23 protein-coding genes are annotated in these 19,059 nt (G+C 50.1%); 18 read left to right on the top strand and 5 right to left on the bottom strand.

What is annotated here, in order from left to right; all coding sequences use genetic code 11:
* Positions 1-15 precede the first annotated feature (15 nt).
* From JYE49_RS01985 to JYE49_RS01975, 3 genes are all read left to right on the top strand, one after another.
* On the top strand, positions 16-1,926 hold the full coding sequence (locus tag JYE49_RS01985; protein ID WP_093955816.1) for a hypothetical protein: 1,911 nt from the start codon (positions 16-18) through the stop codon (positions 1,924-1,926).
* 185 nt (positions 1,927-2,111) lie between these two features.
* Entirely contained in the window at positions 2,112-2,627 is a 516-nt protein-coding gene (locus JYE49_RS01980) for a GNAT family N-acetyltransferase (protein ID WP_179217152.1), read from the top strand.
* A 94-nt stretch (positions 2,628-2,721) separates the two neighbouring features.
* The gene (locus tag JYE49_RS01975) at positions 2,722-3,195 is read left to right on the top strand and encodes an SH3 domain-containing protein (protein ID WP_093955814.1); all 474 of its coding nucleotides are present in this window, start codon (positions 2,722-2,724) and stop codon (positions 3,193-3,195) included.
* A 54-nt stretch (positions 3,196-3,249) separates the two neighbouring features.
* On the opposite strand, the gene JYE49_RS01970 is transcribed toward JYE49_RS01975, so the two are convergent.
* The 3 genes from JYE49_RS01970 to JYE49_RS01960 are packed head-to-tail and all read right to left on the bottom strand — an operon-like array spanning position 3,250 to position 5,983.
* Positions 3,250-4,086 carry a CPBP family intramembrane glutamic endopeptidase gene (locus JYE49_RS01970; protein WP_093955813.1) on the bottom strand — a complete coding sequence of 279 codons (837 nt, stop codon included), beginning with the start codon at positions 4,084-4,086 and terminating at the stop codon, positions 3,250-3,252.
* 28 nt (positions 4,087-4,114) lie between these two features.
* Positions 4,115-5,359 (bottom strand): MFS transporter, encoded by a 1,245-nt coding sequence (locus JYE49_RS01965; protein WP_346763054.1) that lies wholly within the window; start codon positions 5,357-5,359, stop codon positions 4,115-4,117.
* 12 nt (positions 5,360-5,371) lie between these two features.
* A complete protein-coding gene (locus JYE49_RS01960; protein ID WP_093955811.1) occupies positions 5,372-5,983 on the bottom strand; it encodes a TetR/AcrR family transcriptional regulator in 612 nt (203 codons plus the stop codon).
* Between the two features lie 215 nt (positions 5,984-6,198).
* Between JYE49_RS01960 and JYE49_RS01955 the strand changes: the two genes are divergently transcribed.
* From JYE49_RS01955 to JYE49_RS01925, 7 genes are all read left to right on the top strand, one after another.
* Positions 6,199-6,747 carry a GNAT family N-acetyltransferase gene (locus JYE49_RS01955; protein ID WP_093955810.1) on the top strand — a complete coding sequence of 183 codons (549 nt, stop codon included), beginning with the start codon at positions 6,199-6,201 and terminating at the stop codon, positions 6,745-6,747.
* Between the two features lie 104 nt (positions 6,748-6,851).
* Positions 6,852-7,322 carry a hypothetical protein gene (locus tag JYE49_RS01950; RefSeq protein ID WP_283399273.1) on the top strand — a complete coding sequence of 157 codons (471 nt, stop codon included), beginning with the start codon at positions 6,852-6,854 and terminating at the stop codon, positions 7,320-7,322.
* A gap of 4 nt (positions 7,323-7,326) precedes the next feature.
* On the top strand, positions 7,327-7,872 hold the full coding sequence (locus tag JYE49_RS01945) for a GNAT family N-acetyltransferase (protein WP_093955808.1): 546 nt from the start codon (positions 7,327-7,329) through the stop codon (positions 7,870-7,872).
* Positions 7,873-7,889: 17 nt separating this feature from the next.
* The gene (locus JYE49_RS01940; RefSeq protein WP_093955807.1) at positions 7,890-8,504 is read left to right on the top strand and encodes an HAD family hydrolase; all 615 of its coding nucleotides are present in this window, start codon (positions 7,890-7,892) and stop codon (positions 8,502-8,504) included.
* 197 nt (positions 8,505-8,701) lie between these two features.
* Positions 8,702-9,451: a hypothetical protein gene (locus JYE49_RS01935; RefSeq protein WP_093955806.1), complete on the top strand. Its 750-nt coding sequence runs from the start codon at positions 8,702-8,704 to the stop codon at positions 9,449-9,451.
* 179 nt (positions 9,452-9,630) lie between these two features.
* Complete coding sequence (locus JYE49_RS01930; RefSeq protein ID WP_093955805.1) at positions 9,631-9,912, top strand: hypothetical protein; 282 nt, start codon at positions 9,631-9,633, stop codon at positions 9,910-9,912.
* Between the two features lie 29 nt (positions 9,913-9,941).
* On the top strand, positions 9,942-10,658 hold the full coding sequence (locus JYE49_RS01925) for a sulfite exporter TauE/SafE family protein (RefSeq protein WP_093955804.1): 717 nt from the start codon (positions 9,942-9,944) through the stop codon (positions 10,656-10,658).
* Between the two features lie 54 nt (positions 10,659-10,712).
* Here the strand turns inward: JYE49_RS01925 and JYE49_RS01920 are convergent, their stop codons facing one another.
* Positions 10,713-11,609, bottom strand: coding sequence for a helix-turn-helix domain-containing protein (locus JYE49_RS01920; RefSeq protein ID WP_093955803.1), 897 nt, complete (start codon positions 11,607-11,609; stop codon positions 10,713-10,715).
* Between the two features lie 170 nt (positions 11,610-11,779).
* Complete coding sequence (gene glgB / locus JYE49_RS01915; RefSeq protein ID WP_093955802.1) at positions 11,780-13,726, bottom strand: 1,4-alpha-glucan branching protein GlgB; 1,947 nt, start codon at positions 13,724-13,726, stop codon at positions 11,780-11,782.
* Positions 13,727-14,009: 283 nt separating this feature from the next.
* Between glgB and JYE49_RS01910 the strand changes: the two genes are divergently transcribed.
* From JYE49_RS01910 to JYE49_RS01875, 8 genes are all read left to right on the top strand, one after another.
* The gene (locus JYE49_RS01910) at positions 14,010-15,095 is read left to right on the top strand and encodes a serine hydrolase domain-containing protein (RefSeq protein ID WP_283399272.1); all 1,086 of its coding nucleotides are present in this window, start codon (positions 14,010-14,012) and stop codon (positions 15,093-15,095) included.
* Positions 15,096-15,127: 32 nt separating this feature from the next.
* Positions 15,128-15,565 (top strand): GNAT family N-acetyltransferase, encoded by a 438-nt coding sequence (locus JYE49_RS01905; RefSeq protein ID WP_093955800.1) that lies wholly within the window; start codon positions 15,128-15,130, stop codon positions 15,563-15,565.
* A gap of 46 nt (positions 15,566-15,611) precedes the next feature.
* Positions 15,612-16,409, top strand: a complete 798-nt coding sequence (locus JYE49_RS01900; protein WP_093955799.1) for a class I SAM-dependent methyltransferase — start codon at positions 15,612-15,614, stop codon at positions 16,407-16,409.
* A 105-nt stretch (positions 16,410-16,514) separates the two neighbouring features.
* Positions 16,515-17,000, top strand: coding sequence for an AAA family ATPase (locus JYE49_RS01895; RefSeq protein ID WP_093955798.1), 486 nt, complete (start codon positions 16,515-16,517; stop codon positions 16,998-17,000).
* Between the two features lie 80 nt (positions 17,001-17,080).
* Positions 17,081-17,518: an HIT family protein gene (locus JYE49_RS01890; protein ID WP_346763053.1), complete on the top strand. Its 438-nt coding sequence runs from the start codon at positions 17,081-17,083 to the stop codon at positions 17,516-17,518.
* Positions 17,519-17,575: 57 nt separating this feature from the next.
* On the top strand, positions 17,576-17,788 hold the full coding sequence (locus tag JYE49_RS01885; RefSeq protein WP_093955796.1) for a hypothetical protein: 213 nt from the start codon (positions 17,576-17,578) through the stop codon (positions 17,786-17,788).
* Positions 17,782-18,162, top strand: a complete 381-nt coding sequence (locus tag JYE49_RS01880) for a GNAT family N-acetyltransferase (RefSeq protein ID WP_093955795.1) — start codon at positions 17,782-17,784, stop codon at positions 18,160-18,162. Before JYE49_RS01885 ends, JYE49_RS01880 begins: the two co-directional genes overlap by 7 nt.
* Positions 18,163-18,204: 42 nt before the next feature.
* The gene (locus JYE49_RS01875; RefSeq protein ID WP_093955794.1) at positions 18,205-19,011 is read left to right on the top strand and encodes a pyrroline-5-carboxylate reductase family protein; all 807 of its coding nucleotides are present in this window, start codon (positions 18,205-18,207) and stop codon (positions 19,009-19,011) included.
* Positions 19,012-19,059 lie beyond the last annotated feature (48 nt).

Raw genomic sequence — 19,059 nt, 5'->3', positions numbered from 1 at the left:
AGGAGATTGATCGTTATGTGTAAAAAGACAGTTGCAATGATCCTTGCGATCCTGTTGGTGCTGGGATGTGTATCCGCAACAGCGGAAGTAAACAAACAGGAAAAAGTATATGTGGTTGCCGGTGCTGACGGAACCGTAACCTCCATTACAGATAGTATCCGGCTTGAAAACCCGGACGGCTTGGACACCATTACAGATCAGACCCTCCTGACAGGCATTGAAAACCTGGGAGGAAAAGAAACCTTCTCTCTCGACGGCAGCACGCTGACCTGGCAGGCTGACGGCAGGGATATCATTTATCAGGGATCTTCTGATAAAGCGCCTGCCCTGGTGCCGGTCGTGACGATTACCCTGGATGGCGAAACTGTCTCCCCCGCCGAGCTGAAGAACCGGGAAGGCGAAGCGGTTCTGACAGTCTCTTATCAGGCAAACGAATCTGTACCGGCACTGGCTGTGACTGCGATGCTGCTGCCTGAAAGCGGAGTTTCCGGCCTGAAGGCGGAAAACGCCTCTGTGATCACCGAAATGGGAAGGCAGATCCTTGTAGGCTGTGCCCTGCCCTGTGCAGACGCGTCCCTGGAGCTTCCTGCTTCCTTTTCCGCTTCCTTCCACGCGGATCACACAGATCTGGGCTGGATGATGACCTTCGTATCCTCTGACCCCATCCGGCTTGCCTGCGACACCATTGACGGTAAAGTTGATACAGATCTGCACAACGAACTGGACGAGGCAAAGGCAGTCCTGTCTGCGATGAGCCGGAATGAAGTCCTGCCCGAAACAACCGGGAAGACGAAGGATCTTGCACAGAAACTCAATGAGCTCAACAACGGCCTGGTTCAGCTGGATGATGGTGCAAAGCAGCTGGCGGACGGAACAAAGGCTTTGTATGGCATCGAAGCTTCCACGGATGAAGGCACAGAAGCCAGCGGAGTTGTTGCCCTTTCAGACGGTATGGCCACGCTGGGCAGCGGCCTGACCGCATTAACGCAGAACAACGAAGCACTGAACACAGGAGCAGACACGGTCTTTGCCGCCATTCTGGAAACCGCGAACGCACAGATTGCCGCTTCCGGACTGGACGCCGCAGGCATCACGCTCCCTGCCCTGACGGCTGAAAACTATACAGCGGCACTGGACGCAGTTCTCTCACAGCTGGATCCTGACGCGCTGAAAACAGCTGCATACGGACAGGTGGAGGCCGTCGTCCGTCCGAAAGTTGACGCGCAGGAATCGCAGATCAAGGCCGGTGTGGAGGAAGCGGTAAAAGCAAAAGTATTGGAAACCGTCCTTGAGAAGGTACAGCCGGGTCTCACCGTGGAACAGTATACGTCTGCGGTTAAAGCAGGAAAGATAACTGCCGATCAGGCCGCCCAGGTCAACGGGGCTGTGGATACCCAGATGGCCGCAAAAGAAACAGCTGCAAAAATCGATGCTGCGATTCAGGAGAAAAAAGAAGAGCTTGTCAGAGAGAATGTTGAGAAGTATCTGGCCTCGGATGAAAAAGTCCAGGCAAAGCTGGCGGAAGCCCAGAAAGCTGCGGACAGTCTGACCGCTCTCAAAACAAAGCTGGATCAGGTCAGCACATTCGTAAACGGATTAAAGGCATATACAGATGGAACAGCACAGGCTGCAGAAGGTGCCGGAAAGCTGAACGCCGGACTGGTACAGTTGAAAGACGGCGCTGCGCAGCTGGCCCAGGGTGCGGACAACCTCTATACAAACGGCACGCAGCTGCTGAAGCAGTCCATCCTGGACGCCGAAGCCGATCTGGCCCGTTCCCTGCTTCCGTACGCGGAAGACACCCTGCCGGATGCCCTCAGGATTTTCGAGGAAACCCGTGACGCAGCACAGAGTTCCCATTATGATCTCATTCCGGAAGGAATCCAGGCCACAACGCTGTATCTGATCCGGACTGACTTGAAATAAAAAAGAATAATCGATTGTACAATATGTGCCCGCAGCCTCTCATTCGGCTGCGGGTTTCGCTCTGTTCTCTTTTCCCTTTGACTGGATATGTATGTATTTGATATGATAATTAGCGATATCAAGCTTTTCACCACATCTTTTGATCACAGAATGTCAATGTATATGAAGGAACGGAAATGGAACAAATGTTTGAAACAGAGCATCTGCTTGTCCGCAAGTTCAGGGATGAAGATGCTCAGCAGCTGTATGAAAACCATCTGGATGATCAGGTCCGCAAATGGTTCCCGAATGAGTGCTATGCAGATCTGGAGGAAGCACAGGGTGCCATCCGCTTTTATATTGACTGTGTTAACAACAGCCATCTGCCCTTTGTCCTCGGTGTGGAGCTGAAGGAAACCGGGGAACTGATCGGCGATACCGGCATCAGTGAAGTGGAAGGCAATCCTGACGAGGCTGAAATCGGCTACTGCATCGGGCAGAAATACCGCGGCAGGGGGTATGCCACCGAACTGCTGAACGCCATGTCCGGTTTCATATTCTCACGCTTTGGAATCAGGGAGATCAGCGGGCGTGTGGTGCATGGAAATGAAGCCTCCGCGAAGGTGCTGGAAAAGAGCGGTTATCAGTTCGTGACGGAAGAATTTGGCGCAGAAGATGATCCTTACGGCAATGGAATGCTGGTATATAAAAAGGCGATCTGAACCCTTTCCTGTCCCCGCCCTTTCGCATAAAGGGAACAAAACCACCGGTTTTTTCGTTATATTGTTGTATGAATCATGAAGGAGGACTACTGCTATGAAGAAACATGTTTGGTTAGTGATTCTGACAGTGATGATAATGATTATCGGAAGTATGATGACCGTTCAGGCTGAAATCATTCCGCCCTACGGGGAAGGACAGATCGGCCTTTCAGCTGTGGTACTGTGCGAAAACCTGACCCTGCGCCAGGCTCCCGGTGCCAACGCCGGAGTACTGGATACCCTGCATGACGGAGCCCGGATCATTGTATATGAGCAGAAAGACGGCTGGGCCCATATCTTTACCGGCGATTCTGAAGATAGCGCTGAAGGCTGGGTAAAAGCTGACTACCTTGCCATCGATCCGGCCTGGTACCGTGCGGATGGCACCACCCCGGTCTATGCCTGGAATGATACCTCTGCGCTGAAGGTTGGCCTGCTGGACAAGGATACTGTCCTGCCCATCCTGAAGGATGACGGCGAATGGCTCGTTGTCGGCCTGCGCGGCGCTTCCGGCTGGATTCACAAGTAAATATATCCCGATATAGTTTAATGGCACCTGCGGCTGCAGGTGCCATTGCTTTATTTATTTTGCCGTGACAGATTCCAGGAGCCTGCCTACATGGCGTGTTTCAAAGAACATATCTTTTTTGACGATCACGATGATCACTGTGGCTGCTGTCACAACAAGCGTTTCCACACATTTGGTTTCCGGAGTCAATGCGATCTTTTCCTGCATGAAATTCACAAACAGATGGAAGATCATACAGGCCAGGATTGACCGGTCACTGGCCAGGTAGACCCAGGTGATGATGAATCCAAGCGGAATACCGCTCACAAAGAAGTTGATCACATACAGCGGGTTCACCATCAGTCCTGCCTGGTAGGTACCCTGGATAAAGATCAGTGGGAAATGCCAGAAAGACCAGAGTGCACCGAAAATCATGGATTCCCAGAACCAGTTCATATAGTTTCCGATGGAATCCTCACAGTATCCCTTCCAGCCCACTTCCTCGATAATCGAAGCAACCAGGATTGTCAGCAGCGCGCTGCCGATTCCCACACCGGTAAAGGAAAAATCCTCGGTAAGGGAGAACTGGCTCAGCGGCTGACCGAATGCCATGGACAGCAGGATGGAGCAGGCTGTAATCCCGGCGAATACCAGGATCGCCAGCAGGACGTTCATCCATTTCACCTTGTAAAAACCGACGATCTTCTGCCGCAAATCCTTTTTGAGCGCGTCCGATCCGGAAAAGACAACAAACAGTGTGGAAACCACCGCCGGAGCAATAAGCCCCAGCATCATCAGGAACGTGCCGGTATTTCCCTTGATAAAGATTGCCGGTATCCAGAAAATCCATGTGAACAGATAAGCCAGTGCAAAAAACAACACAGGCCTGTATCGATAGGCTGTATGCTGCATATTCATTTTTCTCCTTAATTCTTATTGTTTATGCTGTTTGTTCCGTTTTGTTTTCCAGTCCCCGGATGCTCCGGATGAAAAGCATGCTGACAGCGATGGCCGCCATCATTCCGCCCGCCGCCTGGATTACCATGGCGGATCCCCTTCCGACTCCCATGCCTGTCCACTGACCCAGTGCGTCAGCGGCAACACCGGATACGGCATAGGCGATCACGTAGCCAAACTGGGACAGGAAGCCGATCAGTCCCCATACCCTGCCCTGGACATCGTCAGGAATATGGGTTCTCGTCAGGTAGTCCAGGCAGTTGTTGGCAAAAGGCAGGGCAGCAAAAAACAGGAACCCGGAAATGCAGATTGTGCAGATGTTTTCAAACAAGCCGAAACCGATCATCATAATCCCTGCCGTAGCAAGCGACATGCTCATGATGCCGGTAAAGTTCCTTTTGATTCCCCGCATGCCCAGGATCAGCCCGGATACCAGCATGCCGCTGGCACAGATGGTTTCAGTGATTCCCAGTGTCTTTTCATCTGAAAAAGAGAGTACCATAGGCTCCGCCAGGATCTGGAACATTCCCATAAACAGGGTGATAGCGGAGGAAACCAGTACCAGGAGCAGCACGCCTCTTTCAGACCGCAGGATCCTCCATCCGTCCCGGATACTGTCCAGAAGGCCCTCCTTCTTTTCCGCAGTTTTCTTTCCAATGCTTTTCCGAACCACCGCGGCACTGATCACCGTCAGGAAAAAGGTGCAGATATCAATCACCAGCAGCAGTTTCACGTCGCTGACCGTCAGCAGAAAACCAGCCAGGATCGGGGAAAACAGATATCGGGCACTGCCCGCCAGGGACACCAGTCCGCTGGCCCGGGAAAACTCTTCCCTTGTCAGCAGGTCTGTGATTGTGGCCCGGAACGCAGGTTCCAGCAGCGCGGAAAACACGGAGCTGATCAGCACGCCGATACAGATTTGTGCCAGCGTCGCTCCGCCGTTCATCATGCACACCAGGATAAAAACAATGCCCAGTGCGGAGCATCCGTCTCCGATCATCATCAGCAGCCGTCGGTCATACCGGTCTGCCAGTGCGCCTGCAGGCACACTGAGCAGCAGTGTGGGAAGAAATCCAAGCAGTGTGATCAGCGCCATGTTGGCTGCGCTTCCTGTCTGCTGGAAAATGTAAACCCCCAGGCCAAAGCTGGTCAGTCCGCCCCCGATGGATGAAATCAGTTCTCCTGCCCAAAGCAGAATGAATTTCCGTAGATTTGATTTGGTTTTCACAATGATCCTTCTTTACTGAATATCCTCCGTGTGCTGAATCAGCCCGCGGATAAAACCCATTGTCCCCGGCTCCGCGCCGAGGATCTTCTCTGTAGTGTCGATAAAAACGTCGATGGTTGCTTGTGTGGCAGGAATATGCCCGTCAAACATGTCGCCGCTGAGGATCATGATCATCCGTACCCGTTCCGGAATATTGTCACAATGGAACAGGCCTTTTTCCACGCCCTCCTCCGCCGCCCGTGACAGGATCGGCACAATCAGGTCATACAAACGTCCCTTGATCTTGTTATGCATCAGGATGTTTTCCGGCTGGTGCAGGGCGTTATCAATGGTCCGCTCTTCCTGGGCGGGCTGGATGGATGCGATGATCCCGACGATCTTTTCAGGCACAGAAAGATCTGTATGGAGAACAGCTTCAGCCTTTTCCGCTTCCGCCTGCAGCATCATCTCGATCACTTCCTCCAGCATCTGTTCTTTGCTCTGGAAGTAATAATAGTATGTGCCCTTGGCGATGCCGGCTTCTTCAATGATCTCATCCACGCTGGTATGCTCGTATCCCCTGGAAACAAACAGCCGGTAGGCAATCTGAATCAGATCCAGCTTACGCTTTTCCCCTTTTTTCATTCTGTGACTCCTCCCAAACATTGTTCTTTGTGCACATTCAGAACAAAACCGACTAACGGTCGATTGTGATTATAGCGCGTCTTTTTCTGCTTGTCAATCATTTTTCGACCGTCGGTCGGTTTTTTATTGTTTTAACGTTCTTCCGCTTTGACTGTTTACGCAGGTTCTGGTATGATCGATGCGATCACAGGACGGTTTTAGTTGGAGGATAGCATATGTTTTGTTCCGCGGAAACACTTACTCTCCGGGACGGCAGGCAGTGTACGATTCGCTCTGTGGAGCCGGAAGATGCGCAGCTCATGCTGCAATATATGAAAATCATGCTGGGCGAAACGCCCTTCCTGCTGCGCACTCCGGAAGAGTTTGACTATACGGCAGAGGAAGAAGCTGCCATCCTGACCCGGAAAAGGGATGATCCCCGCAGCCTGATGCTGGTGGCGGAGATGGATGGACGGATTATCGCCAGTGCGGATGTCAGTTCACGTGGTCCGAAGAGCCGTCTTCTGCACCGTAGCGACCTCGGCATCTCGATCCTGAAGGATTACTGGCATCTGGGCCTTGGTTCCGCCCTGATGGAACGGCTGATTGCCTTTGCCCAAAGGTCCGGTTATGAGCAGATCGAGCTGACCGTTGAGTCAAAAAACCGCAGGGCTGTCAACCTGTATATGAAGTACGGATTCACAGTTTTCGGAACCCGCCCCCACGGTCTGAAATATCCCGATGGCAGCTATGACAATGATTACCTGATGATCCGAATGCTGTAAAACAACCGAAACATAGCATGATGTATCTGTATCACTATTTCGATAAACGGAGTGGACCTTTCAGAAGCCTTACCGCGCTGCCAGCGGAGGAGGCCGAAAAGGTTTTGAATCAGTTGAAGGCAGAGCGGCCCGAATCCCTGTGTGCCCAGCGGGATGAAACCTACATTGAAAAGCGCCGCAGCTGTGAGGCTCTTCTTCGCCGGGAGTTTGCGGCCAAGGGCGGGATCATGGACATCCCCTCCCCTTATTACATGGTTGTGGAGCACAGTCCATGGCTGAGCACCTGGTTTGAGCAGGGCGACTTCCTGAGAATTCCGATTGAGGCGTTTGATACCCGGAAGATCTCTTTTACCTACGGAGATTCCATGCCCACCTTCAGCCCGCGGGTCAATGACGGAAAAGAATACAGGCGGAAGGTTTACACCTACGACGAGATCCTTGAGATCATTAAGAAATACGGTCTGCCTCAGGACTGGAATGATGACGGTTCACACGGACCGGAACGGTACATAGAAGCACACGTCTGGTGTGACGATCCGGTCAGGCAGTACATAACACAAACGGAGCATAAATAAACAGATGAAATATACACAGAAGATCGTACTGAAAAACGGCACAGAGGCACTGATCCGGAACAGCGACGCACCGGACGGAGCCAATGTTTATGAAGCCTTTAACCTCACCCACGCGGAATCAGATTACCTGCTGTCATATCCTGATGAAAACAGTTATGATCCGGAACAGGAAGCTCAGTTCCTGGCTAAAAAAGCAGAAAGCCCGAATGAAATAGAGCTTGTTGCCATCATGGACGGCAAGATTGCCGGCATGGCCGGAATCGAAGCCGTCGGCAGCAAATACAAGGTAAAGCACCGCGCCGAATTCGGCATAAGTGTCCTGAAGGAATACTGGGGGCTCGGCCTGGGAAAAGCACTCATGCAAGCCTGCATTCAGTGTGCCCGGGAAGCCGGATATGTCCAGCTGGAGCTGAACGTGGTTGCCGAAAACGAAAGAGCCATTGCATTATATAAAAGCCTGGGCTTTGTGGAATTCGGCCGGAATCCCCGGGGATTTAACTCCCGCACAAGCGGTTTTCAGGAACTGGTTTACATGCTGCTGAAGTTATAACAGAAGGATGTGTGACTGTGAATATCTATATCGATTTTGATGACTGCCTGTGCGAGTCCGGAAGGGCCTTTGGCAGGCTGGCTGCTGATCTGTTCGGAAAGAACGTTCCCTATGATGAGATACGGTATTTCAATCTTCAGCATGCCTTCGACCTGACAGATGAACAGTATGACGAACTGCTCATCAAAGGTCATGAGCCGGATTTCCTTCTCTCCTTCGAAGAAGCGCCCGGGGCGTCTACAGTCATTAATGAATGGCTCCGCCAGGGGCATAATGTGTCGATTATCACCGGCCGTCCTTACAGTTCCTATGAGCCTTCCCGCGCATGGCTGGACAGCCACGGACTTCAGGATGTCAACGTGTATTTCCTGGATAAATACGGCAGGGAAAACTTCCTGAAAAACTGTAATTTCAGCCTGAAACTCGATGATTACTATAAAATGCAGTTTGATTACGCTATAGAAGATTCACCGCTGGCTTTCAGGTTCTTCGATCATTTGCCGGATCTTAAGGTCATGGTCTTTGACCGGCCATGGAACAGAGCCGCTGCCTTCCCGAACGGAAACTATCGCCGTTGTCCCGACTGGGAAACCATCCGGGCTATTGTGGCAAAGCAGCAGGAAATGAAATAACGCAGCACATAAAGGCACCCGCAATCGCAGGTGCCTTTTTGAATGCTGATTGAACTCCGGCAGGAATTACGGTATAATATTGATGAACGGAATGGAAAAAAATAGAAAAATCAAATTGTACTGCCGTCCCGTTTTTTGCTGCGTACAAATATATGTGTGCCGGACAGGCCGGCCACGCGACAAAGGAGGTTATCACCATGAAAAAACTGCTTGCACTGCTTCTGGTTCTCTGTCTCTCCCTCACCGTCGTATCAGTCCTGGCCGAGGAAGAATACGAGGAAGATGAGATTGGATATTATCCGGATGAATATCCGGAATCCCGGCCTTATATCAACACCTGGGTTGCCGAGGATGGCGACTGGCGCATTGAAGTTTACGGTGAAGACGGCGGCATTAAGCCCATGGTCATTCACCGGCTTGACGGTAAGGAAGACATCTGGGAATATGCCATGGCCCTCAATCAGGAAAAGACCGCCCTCACCGCGGTTCCCTTCGGCCTGCATTACCGGCAGGATATCAGCACCGGTGACTGGGACGAAATCTATTATGAAGACGGAGACGCGGTGTTGACCATCACCGAAGAAGGAACCCTTCTCTGGGAGGACCTGAAGGAAGACGCCGGCAAGGATCTGGAGTTCGAGCCCATCGGCAATTTCTACGGCGGCCGCTGGATGAAGGATGACATTGAAGTCATCTTCTATGACTGGTATGAAGGCGAGTATGATATCCGCTGCTACCAGTACGGAGAAAATGATGAGATCCTGGCAGATGCCATCCTGAAGGGTGATTATGATCCCGAAACAGACACCATCACCGCGGAAGGGTTCTTCGATCCGGATCAGCCTTTCACCGTCACATTCTCCTATGACGACAATTACAATGTAGTCTGGACTGAGGATGGCGAAAGCACCGTCATGGATTACAGTTACCGCACAGACAACGGCTGATCATACCGGCAAACTCACAGGCACTGGTTTCAGGCAAACCGGTGCCTTTTGTTTTACCAGCTTTCCTTCATTGTGCGACAATTCAACATTTTTATCGGTCTTTTATGCTTTCAAAAGCACTTTACTTGCAATTCTTTTTTTGCTATTGTTTGATAACAAATAGCATAAGGAGCAGCGCCATGAAACACTTTATCATCGCCAAGTTCAGGGAAAACATAGACTGGAAAGCTCTCGTTCCGGAAATCACCAGTCACTTTGAGGCTGCCCGGTCCATTGACGGTATTTCCGATGTGATCATCCATACCTCATGCTCAGACCGTTCCAACCGGTTTCATATCATGATCGAGCTTCAGATGACGCCTGCCGGTCTGGAGAATTTTGACAAGTCCGCCGTGCACAGCGAATGGAAAGCAAAGTACGGAGACATGCTGGAAGGCAAAACCATTTTTGATTGTGAATAACAAAATCAAGGCCGAAGGAGCACAAGAAAATGGTATTGTGGATTCTGGCAACGGTGGCTGCTTTTTTCGTAAAAGGGGTATGCGGATTCGCCAACACCCTTGTTTTTACGTCAATCCTTGCCTTTGGCATAACAAACGTCAGTATTTCTCCGGTCGAATTGTTGCTGGGATATCCGTCAAATATCATTCTGACATGGAAGAACAGAGCCAGGCTGCGACCGGGAATCTGGATTCCCCTGTCCCTGCTGGTTCTTGCAGGCAGCTTTGTCGGCACGCTTTTACTGAAAAACGTCAATCCCGGCTATATTAAAATCATCTTCGGCGTTGTGGTCATATTGCTTGGAATTGAAATGCTCCTGCGGGAATCATGCAGCGTCCGTTTTAAAGAATCAAAGGTTCTTCTCTCCGTCATAGGAATTATCTCAGGTGTTCTGTGCGGACTGTTCGGCGTAGGTGCGTTGCTGGCCGCCTATGTAGGAAGAACAACCGAAAGCAGCGATGAATTCAAAGCCAATATCTGCGCCATATTTATCCTCGAAAATACTTTCAGGATAATCCTCTATATCGTCCTGGGCATCATTACGCTGTCAGCCGTAAAACACGCCGTTATTCTGCTCCCGTTCATGGCAGCGGGGTTATATACCGGTATACGCTGCGGTAAAGTACTTCATGAGAAAACGGTAAAGCATCTGGTGCTTGCTTTTCTGATCCTGTCAGGCATTATAATGATCATAACAAATATCTGACGACGTCACACCATGTTTTAAGGCACCTGCAGCCGCAGGTGCCTTTGCTTTTGCTTACCTTTCCACCCATTCTTTGCAACGGTTCATGATCTGCAGTTTAAACCCGCACGGAGCATGCACATAGGTATCAGCGATCTCCAGCAGGCCAAAGAGCAGGCCGCCCATATTCATGTTCATTCCGTATGCCGTTTCCGCCTTGCCTTCGTCATTGACCACGGAAACGGACTGAATCGGATGATTCCCGTGCCCTTCTTCCAGGCTCATCAGGTATTCCAGCGATTTATCAATCTGATCCCCGCTTACACCAAGCGCCTTGATTAAGGTCTCCCGTCTCACATATTCACCGTATTTCAGACAGTACAGGTATCCGAGCAATTCCATATTGGTCTTGTCGGAAAGAAATCTGAAAAAGTTCCGGACGTCGTCTGACTGACGCAGCAGTCCGCCAAAGCCTTCCTTGTTCTCCGGCTCCTTCAGGAACAGATAAAAATCTTTGTTCCTGTTCGGCGACATGTAGGAATAACCGTAGTTGTTGGCATATACGCTGGCCATCCTGGAATTCTCATCTGTGCCTTCCGGCCGTGGATAGTAATCGCTGGTCTCTATCCATGCGCTGATCTGGAACGCCCACATGATATCGTAAATCTTTTCGATATAGGCTTTGTTGGCAGCGTCCATATCCGCACCGGACTGACGATAGGATTCCCATAATGCATTCAGCGCACTGACAACCTGCTGTTCAATGCCGGTCTCTTTTCCGGCGCGTCCATAAAGATAATCAATCGAAACATGGAAATAATCCGCAATCCGGGGAATCAGGTCACCTTCCGGGAAACTGCCGTTTTCCCACTTTGACACAGCCTGGGCACTGACGCCCAGGTTCTGGGCCAGCTCTTCCTGTGTTACCTTCGCTTCTTTCCGTAAGCTCTGTAATGCACTAGAAAATGACATATGCTGTCCTCCCGCTTATTATTTCCGCCGCGCGCCGGTTGGTACAATGACAGCATAGCACTACTAACAGTTGATTGGAATAGCAAATATCAACTGTAATTTAATTATATGTGGAGTTTTGCCTTGTTTTTCAACTTTTAGTTGTTATTTGATGATATTCAGTGAATCTTTTATTTTTCTTTTTTCTGAACCCTGAAGAAAACCGCGGCCAGCGGCGGCAGGACGATCTCGCAGGAGAAGGGATGCTCTTCCTGGGGAATCTCTTCCGCGTGAAGCACGGTACCGTTATACAGGTTGCTGCCGCCAAACTCTTCCCTGTCAGAATTGAGGATTTCTGTCAGTTCACAGTCAAAGGGCAGGCCGATCCGGTAATTCAGATAGGGCTGGGGTGTAAAGTTCACCGCGCAGGCAATATAACCGTCTTCGCCGTCAGAACGTATCACAGCCGCCACGCTGCGCTCCTTGTCATTGACGTTCAGCCACTTGAAGCCGTCCCAGCTGTCGTCAACTTTGTGCATCGCAGGTTCGCTGCTGTACAGATGATTCAGCGCTTTCACATATTTCTGCAGGTCCGGGTGCTTTTCATAATCCAGCAGGAACCAGTCAAGCTGCTGGTTGTCCCGCCATTCCACAAACTGGCCGAACTCCCCGCCCATAAACAACAGCTTCTTGCCGGGGTGCACCATATAGTATCCGTACAGAGCCCGCAGGCCAGCAAATTTCTTCCACAGGTCGCCGGGGTGTTTATCCAGCATGGAACCCTTGCAGTGAACCACTTCATCATGGGAGAAGGGCAGCACATAGTTTTCACTGAAGGCATACATCATCGAGAATGTGATTTTATCGTGATGATACTGCCGGTAAATCGGATCAAGGGCAATATAAGACAGGATGTCGTTCATCCAGCCCATGTTCCATTTGAAGTTAAAGCCCAGGCCGCCGTCTTCCACGGGATGGGTGACCTTGGGATAAGCTGTGGATTCTTCCGCCACGGTGATCGCGCCGGGGCATTCCCTTTCCACGGCTTTATTCAGGTTCTGCAGGAAGCGCACCGCGTCCAGGTTCTCATGCCCGCCGTACTGGTTGGGCACCCACTGGCCCGATTCCTTGCCGAAATCCAGGTACAGCATGCAGCTGACCGCGTCAAAGCGCAGGCCGTCAACATGGTATTCCTTCAGCCAGAAAAGCGCGTTGGACGTCAGGAAACTGACTGCCTCACCCCGCGCATAGTCAAACAGCAGCGTTCCCCACTGCGGCATCTCCGCCCTGCGGGAATCAGCGTGCTCGTAGCAGGGCGTTCCGTCAAACAGGCGCAATCCCGCTTCGTCCTTGGGAAAGTGAGCCGGAACCCAGTCCAGGATCACCGCGATGCCCGCCTGATGCAGTTTATCGATCAGATACCGGAGCTGGTCCGGCGTACCGTAACGGGAAGTTGCTGCGTAATAACCGATGACCTGATAACCCCAGGAACCGTCAAAGGGATGCTCCATCACCGGCATAAACTCCACATGCGTATAACCCATGTCCTGCAGATAAGGAACAAGCTGATCCGCAATCTCGGCATAATTCAGGATGCGTCCGCCTTCGCCCCGGCGCCAGGTGCCCAGGTGCATTTCATAGATGTTCATGGGCTGGCGACAGGGTTCTTTTTCCTTCCGTGCTTCCATCCATGCACTGTCGTTCCACTGATATTCCGCCAGGTTCCGCAGCTTGCTGCCGTTGCTGGGCCGCAGCTCCATCTCAAAGCCGTAAGGATCGGCCCGCATATGCCATTCTCCGTTGGCGCAGAGGATGGCGTATTTGTAGGTACGGAGCAGCTCTGCCGCCTCAGGAGAACTGTATTTCTCCGGATCCCGGTTCGGATTAAACAGCCCGTCCGGCAGCCGCAGTTCCCATATGCCGTCATACTGTTTTTCCATGGGATAGGCTTCCCTGTCCCAGCCGCAGAACTCACCCACAAGGGAGACGCGCTGGGCATTCGGCGCCCAGACGGAGAAATGCCATTTCAGTTCCCCGTTTTCCTCCACAGGATGTGCGCCCAAAAAATCATATGCGTCCACACAGTTCCCCATGTGAAAGCTTTCACGTCGCTGTCCGTCCGGCGGATTGTACCACATATAGCCAAGTCCCCCTCTTTTTCATTTTTCCTGTGAGATGATTATATCACATTCATATTTGTCAGCGGTATACCCGGCTTCGATTTTCCTAGCTTGTTTTCTCAATTATACCATGGGTATCATAAATACATATACCAATAATACCATGGGTGTCTTCAAATAATGGGCGTGCTGTCATATAATAGTATAGATTACTATCTTTGAAATCATATGTCGGAATCCTTTGCGCAAAAGGAGCAAAACAAACATGAATAAATCCGTGAAAGGCAGAAAGAAAAAAATTATGTTGATTGTAATAGCCATCTTACTGATCGTCGCTCTGGCTCTCGGCGGACTGATGATTTATGGGAAAGTCCAGATGGGAAAAGTTCCCGGCCTGACCTTTGAAGACGCGCTGAACTATACAACGCAGGGAAAAACGGACGCCAGAATCACCGTCGGAATCATCCGTGACGACCAGGCTTCTTTTACGGTTTACGGGGAAAACGGCCAGATTCTTCCTCCTGAAAAGCATACATATGAGATTGGTTCCCTGACCAAGACCATGACTGCTGCCCTGGTCAGCAAAGCAATCGGGGAAGGGCTTGTCAACCCGGACACCTCCATCGATGCCTATCTGTCCCTGCCCGCCGGAAAGAACTATCCCACCGTTGCGGAGCTCCTGACCCACACATCCGGTTATAACGGTTTTTATTTCGAAACCCCGATGATCGGCAACTTCTTTTCTGGAAAGAACAGTTTCTTTGGGATCAGCCGGGAAATGGTGCTGGCTAAATGCAAAAGCCTGGATATGAATAAGGACAGCTATGGCTTTACCTATTCCAACTATGGCTACGCTGTGCTGGGTCTGGTGCTGGAAGCGGTTTATGAAAAAGACTACACCTCACTGCTGAATGAGTTCGTCCAGGAAGAACTCGGCATGTCTGCGACTAAGATTTCTGAACATGACGGTGACCTGGGTAATTACTGGGACTGGCAGGAGAACGACGGCTATCTCTCCGCCGGTGCTGTCACGTCCAATATTGAGGATATGCTGCATTACGCACAGCTGCAGCTGGAGGATAATCCTGTCTTCACTAGATGCCATCAGAGCCTGAAAGCCATCAACGCCGCTTCGGAAAGCCATAAGTTGATGGGCATCCATCTGGATGAAATTGGGATGGCCTGGATCCTGGATCAGGAAAATGGTTTCATCTGGCACAACGGCGGTACTGGGCATTACAACAGCTATCTCGGGTTCAATCCCGAAAACAGGACAGCCGTTGTCATCCTGTCAAACCTCGGGCCGAACGACCGCATTCCCGCTACGGTCCTCGGTGTCAAAAAGTTGCTGGAACTGAAAGAGTGCGTTGATTGCGTGACTTACTAAGCTGTCGCCCACAAGAAGGAAAGGAAACTGATATGGACGATATTACGATTTGTGAAGAGCGCGTCTCGGCAGGGGAATACATTGAATTCCTGAAGAGAACCGATCTTGGTTCCCAGTATCCGAAGGAACGGTTTGCCGAACGGATTCTGAAGCTGGTCAAAAATGTTTCGATCAGTCTGGTCGCCCGGAATGCTGACGGGCTTGTTGTGGGTGTCCTTTTCGGGCTTACGGACTTCTGCTACTGGCTGTATATTACGGATCTTGGAGTAGACAGGGCCTATGAGCGCCGGGGCATCGCGACAAAGCTGATGAAACAGGCTCATGAGCTGGCCGGCGGTGAAAAGGATATCGCGGTATACCTGATCGCCAATGAAGATGCGGTCCCGTTCTATGAAAAACTCGGCATGAAGCGTGCCGATGATGTAATGCAATACAATCATATTGAGTGGACTGAATGGACCGTCGAGTAACCGCATATAGTGTTTACAAGCAAAAAAGACAACAAAGGATAAGAATATGGAAAAGTATATTGAAGGAAACAAAGCTGCCTGGGAAGAGGCTTTTGATAACAGGGACGCTTCCTGGGGTGCGGATATCACAGAACGCATACAGAATGAAGACTATCCCTTTTTCAACGAGGAAACAAAAAGCGTCCTGAAACAGATCAACACAGAAGATGCGGTGATCGGCCAGTTCTGTTGCAACAACGGACGTGAGCTGCTGTCCCTGGTCAAATGCGGAAAAGCAAAAGAAGGCATCGGTTTTGACATTGCCGAAAATCAGGTAGCCTTTGCCAATGAAAAAGCGGAAGAGCTGAACCTCCCCTGCGAGTTTGTGGCGGCCAATATTTACGATATCGACGACCGGTATAAGAACACTTTTGACGTGGTGATTATCACCATCGGCGCCCTCTGCTGGTTTGACGATCTGAACCGCTTTTTTGCGGTGATCGCGAACTGCATGAAGCCGGGAGCTATCATCCTGATCAACGAGGAGCACCCCTTCCGGAATATGCTTGCTGCAGAAGGCGACGAACCGTATGATCCTGAGCACAGGGCGGAATGCCACTTCTCCTATTTCGAGCATGAATGGACCGGAAACGGCGGAATGTACTATATGACCCAGAAACACTACCAGTCAAAAACCTTTACCGACTACACCCATTCATTGTCGGAAATCATCTCCGGCATGTGCGGCAACGGGATCGTTGTCACCGGGCTGCAGGAGTTCGATCATGATATCGGCGGCGGATTTGTTGAGCTCGACCATCAGGGATTCCCGCTTTCCATGATCATTCAGGGCCGCAAAATCTGAACTGACAGCACGTCCGCTTCCCTGCTTTGTTTGACCGGGAGCATTTGCTCTGGTATGATCGTTTCAATTACTGAATGTACAAAGCGGCAAACAGGAGCATGAATCATGAAAGTCATTATTCTGAACGGCCCCATGGGCGTTGGAAAAACCACAGTCGGCAAGTATATCGCGGATCATCATCCGGGAACCGCCTTTATTGACGGAGACTGGTGCCTGGATATCCATCCTTTTGTCGGCAATCAGGAAACCAAGGCTATGGCTGTCGATAATATACTTCATATGATCGGCAACTATCAGAAGTGCTCTGTTTGCAATACGGTTGTGCTGGTATGGTTAATGGATGAACCTTGGGTGATTCAAAAAATCACCCAAGGTCTTTCTGCTATGCAGGCGGAAGTGAAGAACGTGACGCTGGTCTGCAGCCGGGAAAACCTGATCAGGCGATGGAAAGACGATCATAACTGTGAATGGCGGACCGATGAATGGCTGAATGTAAGCCTGAAGTCCCTGCCCGGTTTTGCATCCATGGAGAATATCATTGACACAAGTGACCTGTCTGTTGAGCAGGTGGCGGAACTGGTCATGCAATAACCATTGGTGGAAATCAAATCTTAGTCAAAAAAAGAAATAAAAAGGAGATAAAAATGTGCGGTGTATGTGAACGGATTCAGATGACTAAAGATGGTACCAATCCTTATTTTGTCAAAGAGCTGGAAACCGGATATGTGGTCATCGGGGATTTTCAGCATTTTAAGGGATATACGTTATTTATCTATAAAGAACATGTTGTTGAATTATTCGATCTGGAGCCGGCAGTCAGGGCAAAGCATCTTGAGGAAATGACCCTCGTCGCTCAGGCGGTCAGCAATGCCTTCGGCGCCGATAAAATGAATTATGAATGCCTTGGTAATGGGAAAGGCGGCGCCCATATTCATTGGCACCTGTTCCCCCGGAAAGCCGGAGACCTTGGCGAATACGGCAACAAAGGAAAAGGCCCGACCTGGTGGTATCCGCGGGAAAAGATGTACGCAGATGAAGAAAGGCCCAGCGAAGAAGAACTGGAAAAGATGAAACAGCAACTGCTTGAAGAATTGGATAAACTGCTGTGATCATGCCGCTCGTATTTTAATGGCAAATCAAAAATCTGTTTCAGAGAGGATACCCGAATGAAAACAATCGTGATTAAACCACTGGCATCCGAACTAAATGCTGATTATCTGGATTTTTTCGACAATCGTGCGTTTACAGATGCTAATCCAAACGGTCCGTGCTATTGCACCTCTCCCAATCAGGATGAGGAAAACATCAGCCGGATGGTCAGTGAGTTTAAAACAAACGGCGTCAAGAAACGCTGCGCAAATATGCCGTGGAGATGCTGAACCGGAATCAGATTCAGGGATACCTGGCTTATGACGGAGATCTGTCTGTCGGCTGGTGTAATGCGGCGGATATCGAAAGTTACGCCGGATTCGTTCCAGACTTTGCGAGAAAAAACACCTGCGGAAAAACAATCTCCATTGTCTGTTTCGAAATCGCACCCGAATACCGGGGAAAGGGCATAGCGTTAGCATTTATTGACAGGGTTTGCAGCGATGCAAAAACAAAGGGATACGCGGCTGTTGAAGGTTACGCAAAGCTTTCTGACGAACGGAATGACTTTGATTATCAGGGACCCGTCCGGCTATATCAGAAGGCAGGATTCGTTGAAGTCACGAGAGAAAACGGCCAGATTGTCATGCGGAAAACGCTGTGATTTATTCCGACTACAAGCCAGGAAATTAAAGGAGATGCGAAAATGAACATTGGTATTATTGGAACAGGGCACTTGGGAAAAGCGCTCATTGCCGGTCTGGTAAAAAGCGGAATGGAACAAAACCGGATCATATTGAATGCCAGAACCGCAGAAACAATGGATGCGATCAAGCGCATTTATCCATGTATCAATGTGACTTCGAGTAAGCAGGATCTGGTTACTGAATCAGATGTTATTGTCATTGTTGTCAGATCGCAAAACGCCCGGGAAGTATTTGCCGAGATCAGGGAAATGAACATCTCGGATAAAACGATTGTCAGCTTTATGGCTGGCGTCAGCATAAACGACATGAGGGAAATGCTCCAGGATACAAGTAAGGAATATCGTCTGATAAGAATAATGCCCAACTTGGGAATATCACTCTGTAAAGGCGTTATAGGAATTTGTTGTGAAAATGATTCAGAGGAAACAGAAGAAGCATTGAATCTTTTCCGGCCATTGGGATACCTGATCAATCTACCGGAGGAAAAGCTGGAGAGTATTACAATTTGCGCGGCCAGCGGCCTGGCTTTTGCGGCTTATCTGATGAAAGAATATAAGAATTCCAGTGACAGACTAATCAATGATGCTGCTGTCAGTGAAGAAATCACGACCCGTATTTTTGAAAATGTGATTGAGATTATCAGAAACGAAGACAAAACGTTCGAAAGCCTAATTGAACAGATAAGCACCAAAGGCGGAACAACAGAAGCGGGCATCAGTAAGCTTCACAACAGTAATCTGAGTGAAATCATCAATCAATGTATTGATGCAGCTTATGATCGTGTAAACGGATTAAAGGCAAAGTAATCAAAAAAGAAATCACGATTACAGCAGCTGATATCAGCTCGCCTGTTT

This window comes from Aristaeella hokkaidonensis (assembly GCF_018128945.1).
In the GTDB taxonomy this organism is placed as follows: domain Bacteria; phylum Bacillota; class Clostridia; order Christensenellales; family Aristaeellaceae; genus Aristaeella; species Aristaeella hokkaidonensis.
This window is presented reverse-complemented; position numbering and strand designations above follow the sequence as displayed.

Bases quoted from the DNA above. Each gene is read 5' to 3' on its own strand.
- JYE49_RS01920 (WP_093955803.1), bottom strand. From the start codon at position 11,609: ATGTCATTTTCTAGTGCATTACAGAGCTTACGGAAAGAAGCGAAGGTA.
- JYE49_RS01970 (WP_093955813.1), bottom strand. From the start codon at position 4,086: ATGCAGCATACAGCCTATCGATACAGGCCTGTGTTGTTTTTTGCACTG.
- JYE49_RS01885 (WP_093955796.1), top strand. From the start codon at position 17,576: ATGAAAACAATCGTGATTAAACCACTGGCATCCGAACTAAATGCTGAT.
- JYE49_RS01910 (WP_283399272.1), top strand. From the start codon at position 14,010: ATGTTGATTGTAATAGCCATCTTACTGATCGTCGCTCTGGCTCTCGGC.
- JYE49_RS01945 (WP_093955808.1), top strand. From the start codon at position 7,327: ATGAAATATACACAGAAGATCGTACTGAAAAACGGCACAGAGGCACTG.
- JYE49_RS01895 (WP_093955798.1), top strand. From the start codon at position 16,515: ATGAAAGTCATTATTCTGAACGGCCCCATGGGCGTTGGAAAAACCACA.
- JYE49_RS01890 (WP_346763053.1), top strand. From the start codon at position 17,081: ATGACTAAAGATGGTACCAATCCTTATTTTGTCAAAGAGCTGGAAACC.
- JYE49_RS01960 (WP_093955811.1), bottom strand. From the start codon at position 5,983: ATGAAAAAAGGGGAAAAGCGTAAGCTGGATCTGATTCAGATTGCCTAC.
- glgB (WP_093955802.1), bottom strand. From the start codon at position 13,726: ATGTGGTACAATCCGCCGGACGGACAGCGACGTGAAAGCTTTCACATG.
- JYE49_RS01955 (WP_093955810.1), top strand. From the start codon at position 6,199: ATGTTTTGTTCCGCGGAAACACTTACTCTCCGGGACGGCAGGCAGTGT.
- JYE49_RS01925 (WP_093955804.1), top strand. From the start codon at position 9,942: ATGGTATTGTGGATTCTGGCAACGGTGGCTGCTTTTTTCGTAAAAGGG.
- JYE49_RS01930 (WP_093955805.1), top strand. From the start codon at position 9,631: ATGAAACACTTTATCATCGCCAAGTTCAGGGAAAACATAGACTGGAAA.
- JYE49_RS01980 (WP_179217152.1), top strand. From the start codon at position 2,112: ATGTTTGAAACAGAGCATCTGCTTGTCCGCAAGTTCAGGGATGAAGAT.
- JYE49_RS01975 (WP_093955814.1), top strand. From the start codon at position 2,722: ATGAAGAAACATGTTTGGTTAGTGATTCTGACAGTGATGATAATGATT.
- JYE49_RS01905 (WP_093955800.1), top strand. From the start codon at position 15,128: ATGGACGATATTACGATTTGTGAAGAGCGCGTCTCGGCAGGGGAATAC.
- JYE49_RS01880 (WP_093955795.1), top strand. From the start codon at position 17,782: ATGCTGAACCGGAATCAGATTCAGGGATACCTGGCTTATGACGGAGAT.
- JYE49_RS01875 (WP_093955794.1), top strand. From the start codon at position 18,205: ATGAACATTGGTATTATTGGAACAGGGCACTTGGGAAAAGCGCTCATT.
- JYE49_RS01900 (WP_093955799.1), top strand. From the start codon at position 15,612: ATGGAAAAGTATATTGAAGGAAACAAAGCTGCCTGGGAAGAGGCTTTT.
- JYE49_RS01935 (WP_093955806.1), top strand. From the start codon at position 8,702: ATGAAAAAACTGCTTGCACTGCTTCTGGTTCTCTGTCTCTCCCTCACC.
- JYE49_RS01985 (WP_093955816.1), top strand. From the start codon at position 16: ATGTGTAAAAAGACAGTTGCAATGATCCTTGCGATCCTGTTGGTGCTG.